Source organism: Cyanobium sp. T1B-Tous (assembly GCF_024345475.1).
Lineage (GTDB): Bacteria > Cyanobacteriota > Cyanobacteriia > PCC-6307 > Cyanobiaceae > Cyanobium_A.
In genome coordinates this window covers 1-12,593 of sequence record NZ_JAGQBE010000063.1, presented here as the reverse complement: position 1 = coordinate 12,593, position 12,593 = coordinate 1, and the positions used below count along the sequence as shown (strand labels likewise).

The following is a 12,593-nucleotide window of genomic DNA, read 5'->3' as shown; positions in this document are numbered from 1 at the left end:
TCGGTCAGCGTGATAACTGGTTCTGGGAAAGGCTTTCCGTTAATTAACTCTGCAAACGCCAACAGGCTTTCGGCATCCGGAGCCCCAGCCGAGAGTATCTCTTCGATCCTTGTTAAGACCGCAGTCCGATCGAGCTTCTTGCGCGTTGGCGTCTTGGTGGCCACGGCTCAGTAGGGCTGATTGCCTTTGATAACCCACCGAACGCCTCCACGGGGGGATTTGTCATCACCTGTTCGCCGGGGAATTAGAAGCCAATGCGCATGAAATACCGAATGCCCCGGCGCCTCGCCTGATCTCAGCCCCCCCTTGCGTAGAGCAAGCCTTCCCGTCGGCCTTACGACGACCCGGGATCGCCAGGCTGTGCCCCTCGCTCACCGGGTAGATGTCGCTGCTGTGCCGCCCCATCGGCCTGGGGCGTTTATCCTTTTGTTTATACGTCTGATTCTCATGGCCGCCACCCCTTCCCGGCAGGCCCTGCGCCGCTGGGGCAACAGCCTCGGTATCCGCTTGCCCGCATCCATCGCCCGGGAGGCTCAGCTGCAGGAGGATCAGGCCGTGGAACTCTCCGTTGTGGAGGGAGGCGTGATGATCAGGCCCGTGCAGCGACTCCTGTCTCTGGCAGAGCGGCTAGCAGCGTACGAGCCCATGGCTGGCGAACCCACCGAAGCAATGGCCTTCCATCCGCTCGGTGCTGAGGTCACCGAGTGAGTCCCCGCCAAGTGGTTCAGGGCTGGGTGCCCGATCGCGGCGACGTGATCTGGATCGACCACAACCCCCAGGCTGGTCGGGAGATGAAGGATCACCATTCCTTTGCCGTCTTGTCCACAGCTTCCTTCCACACCAAGGTGGGCTTAGTGGTGGGCTGCGCCATGACTTCAGCGCCCTACAACCGTGGTTCCACCCTTGCTGTGGACCTGGGCCCCATCCCCGATCGGCCCGACTCCCACAGCTATGTGCTGTGCCAGCAACTCAAATCCTTCGACTGGCGCGCCAGGGGCGCTCGTCCCCATCCGATTGGGCGACTGCAGGACTCCCAGCTGGAGGAGGTGTTGGCGGTTGTTGGGCAAATCCTTGGGTTTGTCGTCTGAGCCATAGGACGCCAGTTGACGCGCCCTCAATCAGGACCTGCTCGATCGGCCCAATCGCTCAAGCTGAACCCCCATCCCTAGCCTCCACTGATCCCTGCCGGCCAGAACCCGCGAGCCCCGTGAGCACCACTCCGATCACATCCTTCGCTGAGTTCGCGCAACGGGCTGATTATTCGCTGCTGGAGTCGCTGCAGCCGGATCCCCAGGCCACCCTGGATGGCCACGATCACCGCCCCCGCCAGGTGTTCTCGGGCCATTACGTGCCGGTCACACCCACGCCCCTGCCAGTGCCCGCCTATCTGGCGCACAGCCACAGCCTGTTCCAGGAGCTGGGCCTTAGCGATTCCCTGGCCCACGACGAGGCCTTCCTGCGGCTGTTTTCCGGCGACATCAGCGTGGCGCGGCAGCCCATGCGCCCCTACGGCTGGGCCACCGGCTATGCCCTCTCGATCTACGGCGCTGAATACATCCAGCAGTGTCCTTTTGGCACCGGCAATGGCTACGGCGATGGCCGGGCCATTTCCGTTTTTGAAGGCGTGTTCAACGGCCAGCGCTGGGAGCTGCAGCTCAAGGGCGGCGGACCTACGCCCTACTGCCGCGGCGCCGATGGTCGGGCCGTGCTGCGCTCCAGCGTGCGCGAATTTCTGGCCCAGGAGTTCATGCACGCCCTGGGCGTTCCCACCTCCCGCTCCTTGACCCTCTATGGGTCTGGCGCTGAAACCGTGCGCCGGCCTTGGTATGCGCCGGGGTCCACCTCCTTTGATCCCGACGTGCTGGTCGACAACCCAGCGGCGATCACAACCCGGGTGGCGCCTTCGTTTTTGCGGGTGGGCCAGCTGGAGCTGTTTGCCCGCCGCGTGCGCCGCCAGGCCCATCCGGAGGCGCTGAACGAGCTGCGCCTGATCGTGGCCCACCTGATTGAGCGCAACTACCGGCCCGAGATCGATCCGAGCCTGCCCTTCAGCGACCAGGTGCTGGAGCTGGCCGGCCTGTTTCGCACGCGGCTGATTGCCCTGGTGGCCCACTGGATGCGGGTGGGGTTTTGCCAGGGCAATTTCAACAGCGACAACTGTGCCGCCGGCGGCTACACCCTCGACTACGGCCCGTTCGGTTTCTGCGAACGGTTCGATCCCGGCTTCCAGCCCTGGACCGGTGGCGGCGAGCACTTCAGCTTCTTCAACCAACCCGTGGCCGCTGGAGCCAACTACCAGATGTTCTGGTCGGCCCTGCGGCCCCTGCTTGCTGACAACAGCGATGCCCTGGCCCAGCTGGATTCCATCCGTGACGGCTTTGCCGGCGCGATGAACCAGGAGCTCGAGGCGATGTGGGCCCGCAAGCTGGGCCTGGCTGCCCCTGATGCCGCCTTGGTGAATGAGCTGCTGGAGCTGATGCTGCGCTCCCAGGCGGATTACACGATCTTCTTCCGAAGGTTGTCGGAGATTCCTGCCACCACCCCCGAGCACCTCTCAGCCCTGAAGCAGAGCTTCTATGAGCCGAGTTCGGAAGCCCTCGACGCGGCATGGAGCGGCTGGCTGGAGCGTTGGCGTGCCCAGATTGGCGACCTGCTCGAGACCTCCGCAGCCATGAAACGCTGCAACCCCGCCATCACCTGGCGCGAGTGGCTGATTGCACCGGCCTATCAACAGGCGGAGCAGGGAGACACCAGCCTGATTCAGGAGCTGCAAGCGGTGTTCAGCAATCCCTACGAAGCGCCCTCAGCAGAGCTGGCGGCGACCTACGACCGCCTCAAGCCCAGGGAGTTCTTCAACGCTGGTGGGGTGTCGCACTACAGCTGTTCGTCTTGAACACACTTGCCGCCAGCGGCGTTGATCACCACCTCATCGCCGAGCTTCACGGCTGAGAGTAGGAGCTTCAAATCTGGTTCGGCCACGTTCACGCAGCCGCCGGTCACCTTCTGGCCGATGCGTTTGTCGTTGTTGCTGCCGTGAATGGCGAAGCTGTACCAGCGAAACTTGCCGTCGTAGGTGTTGAAAGCGAAGGGCTGCTTGACGCTGTCCACAGGCTCCAGGCTTACGTAGCCGCTGCCGTATTCGCCGATTTCGCCATCGCCGTCGAAGTCGATGGCGTTCATGTTGCCAAAAAGCGTTTTGCGCAGCTCGGCCTCGCTCTTGCCCGACTTGGCGATCAGGGCGGGATCCATCACGAAGGTGTTGCCGCTGAGGATGGCATTCACCCGGAAGCGGCCCAGGGGTGTGTAGCCCTCCTCGAAGCGGTTGCCGGCGCAGGTGATGCCGTTACGGCCGAAACCCACCTTAAAAATGGTGCGGTCCTCGCCCCGTGGCAGCACCCCGAAGCTCCTGGAGGGATCCTTTGGGTCGAGCTCGATCCGGATGGGTCCGGTAACGGCGGCCGGTCCTGGTTTGGGTTGCTTGTTGGCGCCGCAGCCGAACAGCCCCGTAGCCAGGGCGAGCAGAGCGAGTGTGGAGAAAGGGCGCATCACGGCTCCTGCAGCTACCTCAGCCCACAAAGCGCTTGTAAAGCCAGCGCACAAAGCCGCCGAGCACAGGCACCGGTCCGAAGGTGGGGCCCACGAAGTCGAAGTAGTCGCGGTGGTCGCAGATCTTGCCCTCGCTGTTGAAAAGCAGCCGGGAGGTGCCTGGATACACAAACTCAATGCCCTTGATCTTCAGACCCATCTCCCACTCCACGAAGGCCGAATTGGCTTCGATCGCAATCGCGCCGGGGGTGAGGTAGGTGTCGTCACAGCGTTTCAACAGGCCCTCCTGGGCTTTGATGTAGGCCGAAATGCCTTCTCTCTCCTGGGTGGGATCGCTGAAGTGCACATCCTCGGCGTAAAGCTGCCGCCATTGCGCCTCGCTCGGGCCGGGGGCGCCGTAGGGCTTGTTGAACAAGGCGCGCAGCTGGGCAGCGTCCACCGCGGGTAGATCAAGGGCTCAACCCAGGATGCCGCAGGCCTGGTGGTGCGCAAAGGTCCAGGGCGACATCCGTGCTGGGCGCCTTTGCGCTCAAGTTTTGGAAAGTTTGATTTGATCAGTTTTCGTGGTCAAATCATTCGGATTTTGCCTATTTGATCATCGAGCAAAGGGCTTGGGGTCTCCAGGGTCGACTAGGATGGATGAGCTCGCAATAATTCAACTAATTTGACGACCGTTAGCGTCATTACTCCGACCAGGCTTTTGCCTGATCGATTGCCTATGCTGAGCAAGCTTAATCGTAGCCTGAACGAAAATAATTGCAGTATTGAACATGTGATTGTCGTTGATGGCAACGACCTCGAAGCCCTGCCTGCCGAGCTTGCCGCCAACGCCACAGTGATTGCTTCTGCCCGGCCGATTGGTCAGGCGGCAGCGCGCAATCTTGGCCTGCTTGTTGCTCGGGGGGAGTGGATCACCAGTGCCGACGACGACGACTGGCTTTACCCCCATTCGATCGACAAGCGCCTGGCCGCAATCAATGGCCAGGCAGGGGCCCAGTGGGCAGCCGGTTATTGCACTGACGATCTCAAAAATGATCCTGCCATTGTGGCCGCTGGGCCATGCCTAGCGGGTGATGTTTGGCGAGCCTGGCCATCCCCCCATGACAGCATTCCCCTGGGGCCAACAACCCTGCTTGTCCAGGCTGCCCTACTCAAGCGTGTCGGTGGCTGGATGGGCCTGCCACAAGGTGAAGATGTAGGCATGATGATCGCGGTTACAAGTAGTGCTGCAGGCGTACTAATTTCTGATTATGTCTATCACATACGCCTCCATGTTGGTCAGATGACAAAATCGGCGTGGTTTGATGATTTGGAGCTTTTATCGCGTAGATCTGCTTGGGAGCGCGGTCAAACCATCCTTTCGCAGCAACTTGCAAGTTCCTCAGTGCCGCTGATTCGCCAGCGCATTGCCACGCTTTGACTATCTCAAACCTGTGAGCAACCCTTCCCTGCCGCCGATCGCTGGCCGCGAAGCTGAAATCCTCGCCCTGGTGCAGCAGCAGCAGCAGCCGGTATTTCTGCCCACCACCAATCTGGAGTTGGAGCAGCTTCGTTCAGGCTTCGCCTGTGCCCTGCACATGCACCAGCCCACGATTCCAGCCGGTGCCAATGGAGAGCTGATTTCCCACCTCCAATACATGGTTGAGCATCCCGGCGAGGGTGACAACCACAACGCTGAAGCCTTCGCCCATTGCTATCGGCGTTTGGCCGACATCCTCCCCCAGTTGATTGCGGAGGGCGCCAATCCGCGGATCATGCTGGATTACTCAGGCAATTTGCTGTGGGGATTCCAGCAGATGGGTCGCCACGACATCCTCGAGGCGCTGCAGCGGCTGGCCTGTGATCCTGCCCTTCAACCCCATGTGGAGTGGCTCGGCACCTTTTGGAGCCATGCCGTGGCCCCCTCCACGCCAATCCCCGATCTCAAGCTGCAGATCCTGGCCTGGCAGCATCACTTTGCGGCGATGTTTGGTGATGCTGCCTTGCAGCGGGTGAAGGGGTTCTCGCCACCGGAGATGCATCTGCCCAACCACCCAGACACGCTTTACGAATTCATCAAGGCCCTGCGGGAGTGCGGCTACCGCTGGCTGCTTGTGCAGGAGCACAGCGTTGAGAATCCCGATGGTTCCGCCCTCAGCCAGGAGCAGAAACTGGTGCCCAACCAATTGGTGGCACGCAGCTCCAGTGGTGAGGTGGCGTCAATCACGGCGCTGATCAAAACGCAGGGCTCCGACACCAAGCTGGTGGGTCAGATGCAGCCCTATTACGAAGCCCTGGGGCGTGGCCCCATACTGCTTGGCGGCGTGTCTGTGCCGGCCCTCGTCTCCCAGATCGCCGATGGCGAGAACGGTGGCGTGATGATGAACGAATTCCCCCAGGCCTTCATCCAGGCCCATCAGCGCATCGCCGCCGAGGGCGGTGGTGCTGGCACGGTGGCGATCAACGGAACTGAATACCTGGAGATGCTCGAGGCCGTTGGGGTGTCAGCCTGCGATTTCCCGCCGATTCAGGCGGTGCAGCAACACAAGCTCTGGCAGCAGCTGGGCGAGACACCCAACTCTGCAAATGTTGAGGCGGCCATCGCCGAGCTCCAGGCCCATGATCCCTCCTTCTCGATGGCCGGTGCCTCCTGGACCAACAACCTGAGCTGGGTGGAGGGCTACGCCAACGTGCTGGAGCCGATGACCAGCCTCAGCGCCGCCTTTCACCAGCACTTCGATCCCCTGGTGGCGGCCGATCCCTCAGTTACCCAGACCCAGCCCTACCAGCAGGCGCTGCTGCACCTGCTTCTGCTGGAAACGAGCTGCTTTCGCTACTGGGGCCAGGGGGTCTGGACCGACTACGCCAGCGAGATTCATCGGCGCGGCGTCGTCAGCTTGGGCGGTTGAGCCTCATTACCAAGGCAGCACCTCGCCGTTGGCGTGCCAGAAGCCTCCGCTGGTTTCCAGGCTGAGAGCATCAATGCGGGCCAGCAGGCCCCGCACCGCCTCCTCGGGGCTGATGCCCTGGGGGTTGAAGTTGACCATGCGGGTGCGCACCAGCCCCGGGTGTAGCAGTGCCACGGCGATGCCGCGGGGGCGCAGGTCGATCGCCAGGGATCGCCCCGCCATGTTCAGCGCCACCTTTGACATCCGGTAGCCGTAGGAGGAGCCGGAACTGTTGTCATCAATCGAGCCCATGCGGCTGGTCATCAGCGCCAGCTTGGAACCGGGCTGCAGATTCGGCAGCAGGGCGGCCACGAGTCGCAGGGGCGCCAGGGCATTCACCTCAAACTGACGCCTGAGGCTGTCGCTGTCGAGATTCTCCAGGCGGTTGCCTTCGAGGATGCCGGCATTGAGGATCACCCCGTCAAGCGGCTGGCCAGCTAGCCGTTGCACCAGAGCATCAAGATCCTCTTCAGCGGTGAGCTCGATCCCCGCCTCGAGGCGCACCCCCAGCGCCTCCAGTTCCGGCGACGGTGTGCGGCAGACGGCGATCACCTGATCGCCGCGGGCCTGTAGTTGTCTGCAGTACTCGAGGCCGATGCCGCGGTTGCTGCCGGTAACTAGGAAGGATGGCATTGCTGGCCTGCGCAGTTGCTCAAGACTGGCTGATTCAAGCCAGCATCAGCGCCGACCGTTGACGATCACCGAGTTGCCGCTCCCCCCAGCAGTACCTGGCAGGGCCGGCACCACGGAGGTCTGGCCATCCCACTTGTCGAGGAAGAGCTTGTAGAGCACCTGGTCATCGAGGCTTGAGTTGAGCGTTTCGTAGCGCTTGGCTTCCTGCTCGGCGATCAAGACCTCGGTTTGGGCGCGCAACAGCTGCTGTTCAGCAATCTGCTTCTGTTCAATCGCGGCGCGGTATTCCTCGGCGATTTGCAGACCAGTGAGATCGAGTCCCTGCACGCTCACGTAGTCAAACTTACGCAGCTCCTCCGCCACCTTCTCCTGCACCAGTTCCGAAATGGAGTTCCATTCGGTGGCGATAGTCACCAGCTCGTATTGCGAAAAGACTGATTTGAGTGCCTTCAGTAGCGATGGCTGGATCACGCGGGGATAGATCTGCTGGTCGTCGGTAGCGATCGTCTCGTAAATCCGCCCCGCTTCTGCGGGCTTCATGGCGTATTTCACTGTGGCAGTGGCCTGGATCACCTGGAGATCCTTAGTGAGAGTCGAAAACTGCTCTGGTCGCACCTGGGTGCGTACGTCAAATAGCGAAGTGTTCTGCACCAGGGGAGCCTTGATGTTGGCGCCTGGGCTGCGGGGGGTACCGGTGACCTTGCCCAGGGTTGTGACTACAGCCACGTTGCCGGCCGGCACGATGAACACGGTTTGGCTGAGCAGAATCGCGATGCCCACCAATACGGCCGCAATCAGGCTGAGGGTTGCTCCAGGACCATCGGGACTGCCAGCTGAGCGAAGGGGCGACTGCATGAAGGGGCCATTACCAATTGCGAACCCTAGGCAGGTCCTCCGATGAAACAACGGCTCACAAATGGAGATGTCATCGCCCGCAGCAGGCTGCTGTAGCTGACCTGGAAGCGCTGCTCATCGCCCAGTGTCAACGCCTCTGCCGCTCCGCTCACCACCAAGTGGTCGCTGGAGGCGCCCTCGATGCTGATCCCAGGGGCACTAAGACCGGCTGGATCGGCATCCTGTTCGCCCAGGGCAAGTAGCGCTCGCATGGCCATGGGCTGGTCTGGTCGCTCTTGGGGAGCGACTGGCCCTTTGGCAAAACTGGTGCAGTGACGCTTTCCCCAGGCACGGCTTGGCTTGTGCTTGGACTCGATCACCTCTGCCACCAGGGTGATGGCATCGGTGTACAGCCCTGGTATGGCTGTGCGGGTAAGGGGCTCTCGCCCCAGCAGTAGGGCCTCGCCGAGGCGCAGGTGGTTGATGCGGCCCGGATCGCCGCCACCAGTCAGCCAGGGAAGATTGGCCGAATTACCTCCCGAGCACCACTCGAGCCTGATGCCAAAACGCCTTTCCAGCGCTTCGATCAGACGCGATAGTTCGCCCATATTCGCTTCATCTGGGGCAACGCCGTTTTGACAGCCCAGATTGGTGCCGATGCCCACTAGCAGCAGGTTTGGCAGGGCCAGGGTTAGTAACACCATCGCCTCAAGGTCTGCCGCGAGAATTCCCTCGCGCAGATCCCCTAACTCCACCATGAGCAGCACTCCGTGGCGCACCCCCTGGCAATGCGCTGCAGCTGCCAAGGCCTTGAGCACCACCGCCTCGCTGTTGCAGCTAATCGCCGCATGGGCCACCACCCGATCCACCTGGCTGAGCATCGGCGAGCGAATCAGCAGTAGGGGCACTCCAAGCTCGCAGTGGCTAAGCGATTCGATTGATTCGATTCGCGATTCACCGATGGAATGCACCCCTGCCGCCACCCAGGTGCGCACAATTTCCGGCAGGCCCAGGGTTGCCTTGCTCACCCCGGTCACCTTGATTCCTTGGCGGGCAAGCCGATTCACCATGGTGGTGGCGTTGTGCTGCAGGTGCTCGAGATGAATCTCCAGCCGCGGTGCGCTCAAAGCTGGCCGTCAGTTGATATACACAACTCGGGGAAAGCCCGCAGCACCATTGCCACCAGAGCAGAGGCAGGTCGGCTCACCGCATCAGTAACAGGAATGGCGAGCTCGGCCGCATAAAGGGCAATGGCCGCACTTACCTCGGCGTCATTCATGCCCTCGTGGTTCAGGGTTAGGCCGATTACCCGCGTTGGCGCGAAGGATTCGATCAGGCGAATTTCGCTTGCAGGCTTGGGCATCGGCATAAACGGAAAGTCGCTCAGCTGCCGGCGTGCCGGCGCGTGCTGCAGCACCACCGCCTGGGGCTGGCTGCCCCGCAGGATGAAGCTGGAAGAGAGGTAGGCGGGATGGCTGAGGGCACCTTGGCCTTCAATCACGATCACCGCAGGTTTTTCCGTGCAGTAGGCCTCCACCACTGCGGCTTCCACCTCCCCTGAGCAAAACTGCGATGGAATGGCATCAAGAGGAATGCCATAGCGCCCCCCTTGAATCAAGCCGGTTTGCCCCGTGCTCACCAAAACAGCGCGGATACCGCTGGCGTTTAGGGCTTGAACCAGAAGCGTGGCCGTGGTGCGCTTACCGATGGCGCCATCGGTGCCGAGCACGGCGATTCGAATGCAGCGTGCCTTGGCGATCGAGCCATTGAACAGGCGCAGATCCTTAAGAGCGGCTGGACGACGTACATCACGGATTGACACTTGATGACGTTTGGCCGCTAGGGCAAATTCGCTGTCGTCATTAAGGAATTCGCGCATGCCGCTGACCAGGTTCAGGCCAGCTGCCATGGCCAGCAGCAGAGCCCGGCGATCGTCTTTGCCATAGAGGCCATCTGCAGGCGCCATGCCATAGATGAAGGTGCTGGCGCGGGGGCCTGGCAAGGCAAGGGCCTCATCTAGATCAGCCACGATGGGTATGCCGTTGCTGATGCCGTCTAGTAGCAGGCCTGCATCAATTCCAGCTGATTGGCTATCAATAATGGCCCTGATTTCAAAGGCCTCACAGAAGCGCACTAGGCCGTGGGCGGTTTTGCCATCGAGCCCAGCGAAGTTTCCCTCGCAGTAGACGACTGCAGCCGATTTAACCGCACTGTGATGCGGTGCAATCGAAATGGTCAGGTCGTTGACCTGTTTTTGAAATGCCAAATAAGCCAGGACCCATCATTTACCCAGGCTTGAAACAAGTCTGAGGTGGTGATTTCAGGGCTCAGAATTGGCCGCTGGAGGGCGTGGATAAGTTCACCCTAGGACGCTTTCTGCTTCTAGGGGGTCAGCCAGTATTTCGGCGATCTGGTTTTGGCCATTGCCTTGCGCCAGACATAGGGCCCGTTCGGCGCGAAGCAGGGCATCGAGGGGCTGGCGATCGGCGGGGGCCAGCAGGGTCAGGCCGCCACTGGCCGTTAGCTGGTGGCCGCTGGCCGAAAAGGCTCCCCGCAGCTCGTTGATGCCAGCGCGGATGGCATCAGCCCGTTCCATGGCTGTGTCAGTGTCAACGTTCACCATCAGCAGGGCGAATTCATGGTCGCCGATTTGACCTACAAGGTCCTGCTCGCATTGCTGGGAGCGCAGCAGGGCGGCAACGTCCATAATCGCCCGATCCGAGGCCTGCAGACCCCAGCGGTTTTTGATCTGGTCGAAGTGGTCGAGCTGCAGGGCCAGCACGGCCAGGTTTTCGCCTGCCTGGCGTGCCCGCAGTAGCTCAGGCTCAGCTTGCTCCAGGAAGCTTGCTCGGTTTGCTAGGGCGCTGACCGGATTCACCGTGGTGAGTCGACGCAGTTCAAGTTCACGCAGCACCAGCTGGGCCAGATCCTCGAGCAGTCGCACCTGGCTGGAGCTGAAGTGGCGCGGCAACCGGTCGATCACGCACAGGGTGCCCAGGTTGTGACCGTCACGACTCTGCAGCGGTGTGCCTGCGTAGAAGCGCACCTTTGGGTCCTGAGTCACCAGGGGATTGGTGCAGAAACGTGGGTCTTGGTGGGCATCGGGCACCACCAGGGTTTCATCACCGGCAATGGCGTGGGCGCAAAAGGCCATCTTCCGCGGCGTTTCGGTGCTGTCTATGCCGTGGTGGGCAAGGAACCACTGGCGGTCGCCATCCACAAGCGAGATGAGCGCGATCGGGGTTTCCAGCACAGTCGAGGCGAGCCGCACCAGCCGCTCGAAATGCTCATCGCCTGGATGGTTAAGTACCCCCAAGCGCTCTAAATCCCTTTGGCGTTGGGATTCGTCCGCCGGAATCGGGTAATCGGGATACGGCATGGATCGATCCGATAATTCCAATCCTAGGAAGTCTTCGGCGCGCCAACCGGGCTTCGCTAGGGCCATGATTTAGTTGTTGCCAACAGCACTTCCCATGGCCCTGCACCTAGAAAGCTGTCTCCCCTGCCGCGATGGGGCGCCGCTCCTGGATGCGGCTGAACTAGCCGAATTGTTGACCCAGTTGCCCGGTTGGCTGGTTGTGGATGGACACCACTTGCAAAAGGCCTGGAGCTTCGCTGATTTTCAGCAGGCGCTCGATTGGCTCAACCGGGCTGGGGCGATCTGCGAAGCAGAGGGTCACCATGCCGAATTCAGCCTTGGCTGGGGTCACGCAAGCGCTGAGGTGTACACCCACAAGGTGGATGGCCTAACCAGAGCTGATGCGGTTTTGGCCGCCAAACTTGATGGGGCTTAGCAGGCGCTAACGGCGTAACGAGTCTGCAGCCGGCAGGTTTCGCTGGGACCAATCTCAAGTTTGCCATCGCCACTGATCAGAGCCTGGCGAGGTCCAGTCCAGGGCTCTAGGCAGACCATTGGACGGGGCGGTTCGGTCCAGAGCACCACCATGTTGAACGGGGCGCTGAGCTGCAGATCAAGGGCCAGGCCGGCTTCCGGATCCAGCAAACGCACGTCACCACTGGGACGGACCAACAGGTCAATTCCGTCGTCCAATCGCGCCATTTGTTCTGCCGTGTCGGCGTCGGCCATCGATAGATGGTTTAGGCAGCGCTCCGGTAGCCCCTCAAAGCGGGGAGATTTGAGGTTGCTGAGGTTGAAGTAGGGGTGGAGGCCGAAGCTGAATGGCATCGGCTCCTGGCTGCGGTTCTGCACCGAGGTGTCGATCTCGAGGGCCCCTGGCACCAGGCGCAGCTCAAGCCTCAGCAGAAAGCTGAAGGGATAGCTCGTCAAGGTTTTCTCGCTGTCGTTGAGCTCAAGGGCGATGCCTTGGCCATCCTCGAGAGCGCTCAACTGCCATGGCAGCTGCCGGGCGAAGCCGTGCTGACCTAGGGGAAAGTTCCCCTGGGGCAGGGGCAAGGTGTTGTCCGGCAGGCCGCCGCAGATCGGGAAGAGGATGGGAATACCGCCCCGCACTGATTGGGCGGGGTCGAGGAAGCGTTCAAGATCGAGGTAGATCAGCTCCTTGCCGTTGCAGCGCCAGCCGGTCACCAGACCGCCCCGTTCAGGCACCACCCGCAGCAGATCCCCGGAGTCGCTGGCGAACTCCCAATGTGGATATGGGGTCTCTCGGTGTACCAGGGCCACGGAGCTCGCGC

14 protein-coding genes are annotated in these 12,593 nt (G+C 61.6%); 6 read left to right on the top strand and 8 right to left on the bottom strand.

The annotated features are described in order from the left end of the window. Nucleotides 1-447: 447 nt before the first annotated feature. The 3 genes from KBY71_RS12365 to KBY71_RS12355 all read left to right on the top strand — a co-directional run bounded on the left by KBY71_RS12365 (nucleotide 448) and on the right by KBY71_RS12355 (nucleotide 2,893). Nucleotides 448-708 carry an AbrB/MazE/SpoVT family DNA-binding domain-containing protein gene (locus KBY71_RS12365; protein ID WP_254929207.1) on the top strand — a complete coding sequence of 87 codons (261 nt, stop codon included), beginning with the start codon at nucleotides 448-450 and terminating at the stop codon, nucleotides 706-708. Next, nucleotides 705-1,088: a type II toxin-antitoxin system PemK/MazF family toxin gene (locus tag KBY71_RS12360; RefSeq protein ID WP_254929206.1), complete on the top strand. Its 384-nt coding sequence runs from the start codon at nucleotides 705-707 to the stop codon at nucleotides 1,086-1,088. Before KBY71_RS12365 ends, KBY71_RS12360 begins: the two co-directional genes overlap by 4 nt. A gap of 119 nt (nucleotides 1,089-1,207) precedes the next feature. After that, complete coding sequence (locus KBY71_RS12355; RefSeq protein WP_254929205.1) at nucleotides 1,208-2,893, top strand: protein adenylyltransferase SelO family protein; 1,686 nt, start codon at nucleotides 1,208-1,210, stop codon at nucleotides 2,891-2,893. On the opposite strand, the gene KBY71_RS12350 is transcribed toward KBY71_RS12355, so the two are convergent. Both KBY71_RS12350 and KBY71_RS12345 read right to left on the bottom strand, forming a co-directional pair. After that, nucleotides 2,875-3,546 (bottom strand): L,D-transpeptidase, encoded by a 672-nt coding sequence (locus KBY71_RS12350; RefSeq protein WP_254929204.1) that lies wholly within the window; start codon nucleotides 3,544-3,546, stop codon nucleotides 2,875-2,877. The genes KBY71_RS12355 and KBY71_RS12350 overlap by 19 nt on opposite strands. Before the next feature lie 19 nt (nucleotides 3,547-3,565). Beyond that, nucleotides 3,566-3,985 (bottom strand): nuclear transport factor 2 family protein, encoded by a 420-nt coding sequence (locus tag KBY71_RS12345; protein ID WP_254929203.1) that lies wholly within the window; start codon nucleotides 3,983-3,985, stop codon nucleotides 3,566-3,568. 225 nt (nucleotides 3,986-4,210) lie between these two features. Here KBY71_RS12345 and KBY71_RS12340 point away from each other — a divergent pair, with 225 nt between their 5' ends. Further along, nucleotides 4,211-4,966 (top strand): glycosyltransferase, encoded by a 756-nt coding sequence (locus KBY71_RS12340; protein ID WP_254929202.1) that lies wholly within the window; start codon nucleotides 4,211-4,213, stop codon nucleotides 4,964-4,966. Between the two features lie 13 nt (nucleotides 4,967-4,979). Next, nucleotides 4,980-6,434: a glycosyl hydrolase family 57 gene (locus KBY71_RS12335; protein ID WP_254929201.1), complete on the top strand. Its 1,455-nt coding sequence runs from the start codon at nucleotides 4,980-4,982 to the stop codon at nucleotides 6,432-6,434. A 6-nt stretch (nucleotides 6,435-6,440) separates the two neighbouring features. Here the strand turns inward: KBY71_RS12335 and KBY71_RS12330 are convergent, their stop codons facing one another. The 5 genes from KBY71_RS12330 to KBY71_RS12310 form a co-directional block, all read right to left on the bottom strand. After that, entirely contained in the window at nucleotides 6,441-7,106 is a 666-nt protein-coding gene (locus KBY71_RS12330; RefSeq protein WP_254929200.1) for an SDR family oxidoreductase, read from the bottom strand. 45 nt (nucleotides 7,107-7,151) lie between these two features. Next, complete coding sequence (locus KBY71_RS12325; RefSeq protein WP_106501758.1) at nucleotides 7,152-7,961, bottom strand: prohibitin family protein; 810 nt, start codon at nucleotides 7,959-7,961, stop codon at nucleotides 7,152-7,154. A 26-nt stretch (nucleotides 7,962-7,987) separates the two neighbouring features. Next, complete coding sequence (locus KBY71_RS12320; RefSeq protein WP_254929199.1) at nucleotides 7,988-9,067, bottom strand: alanine/ornithine racemase family PLP-dependent enzyme; 1,080 nt, start codon at nucleotides 9,065-9,067, stop codon at nucleotides 7,988-7,990. Next, nucleotides 9,064-10,206, bottom strand: a complete 1,143-nt coding sequence (locus KBY71_RS12315; protein WP_254929198.1) for a DUF1611 domain-containing protein — start codon at nucleotides 10,204-10,206, stop codon at nucleotides 9,064-9,066. Before KBY71_RS12315 ends, KBY71_RS12320 begins: the two co-directional genes overlap by 4 nt. Before the next feature lie 93 nt (nucleotides 10,207-10,299). Beyond that, a complete protein-coding gene (locus KBY71_RS12310; protein WP_254929197.1) occupies nucleotides 10,300-11,319 on the bottom strand; it encodes a GGDEF domain-containing protein in 1,020 nt (339 codons plus the stop codon). Between the two features lie 94 nt (nucleotides 11,320-11,413). Here KBY71_RS12310 and KBY71_RS12305 point away from each other — a divergent pair, with 94 nt between their 5' ends. Further along, nucleotides 11,414-11,734 (top strand): 4a-hydroxytetrahydrobiopterin dehydratase, encoded by a 321-nt coding sequence (locus KBY71_RS12305; protein ID WP_254929196.1) that lies wholly within the window; start codon nucleotides 11,414-11,416, stop codon nucleotides 11,732-11,734. Here KBY71_RS12305 and KBY71_RS12300 read toward each other — a convergent pair. Then, nucleotides 11,731-12,582, bottom strand: a complete 852-nt coding sequence (locus KBY71_RS12300; RefSeq protein ID WP_254929208.1) for a galactose mutarotase — start codon at nucleotides 12,580-12,582, stop codon at nucleotides 11,731-11,733. The two genes, KBY71_RS12305 and KBY71_RS12300, sit on opposite strands and share 4 nt — an antisense overlap. Nucleotides 12,583-12,593 lie beyond the last annotated feature (11 nt).

Bases quoted from the DNA above. Each gene is read 5' to 3' on its own strand.
- KBY71_RS12350 (WP_254929204.1), bottom strand. From the start codon at position 3,546: ATGCGCCCTTTCTCCACACTCGCTCTGCTCGCCCTGGCTACGGGGCTG.
- KBY71_RS12330 (WP_254929200.1), bottom strand. From the start codon at position 7,106: ATGCCATCCTTCCTAGTTACCGGCAGCAACCGCGGCATCGGCCTCGAG.
- KBY71_RS12305 (WP_254929196.1), top strand. From the start codon at position 11,414: ATGGCCCTGCACCTAGAAAGCTGTCTCCCCTGCCGCGATGGGGCGCCG.
- KBY71_RS12310 (WP_254929197.1), bottom strand. From the start codon at position 11,319: ATGCCGTATCCCGATTACCCGATTCCGGCGGACGAATCCCAACGCCAA.
- KBY71_RS12365 (WP_254929207.1), top strand. From the start codon at position 448: ATGGCCGCCACCCCTTCCCGGCAGGCCCTGCGCCGCTGGGGCAACAGC.
- KBY71_RS12325 (WP_106501758.1), bottom strand. From the start codon at position 7,961: ATGCAGTCGCCCCTTCGCTCAGCTGGCAGTCCCGATGGTCCTGGAGCA.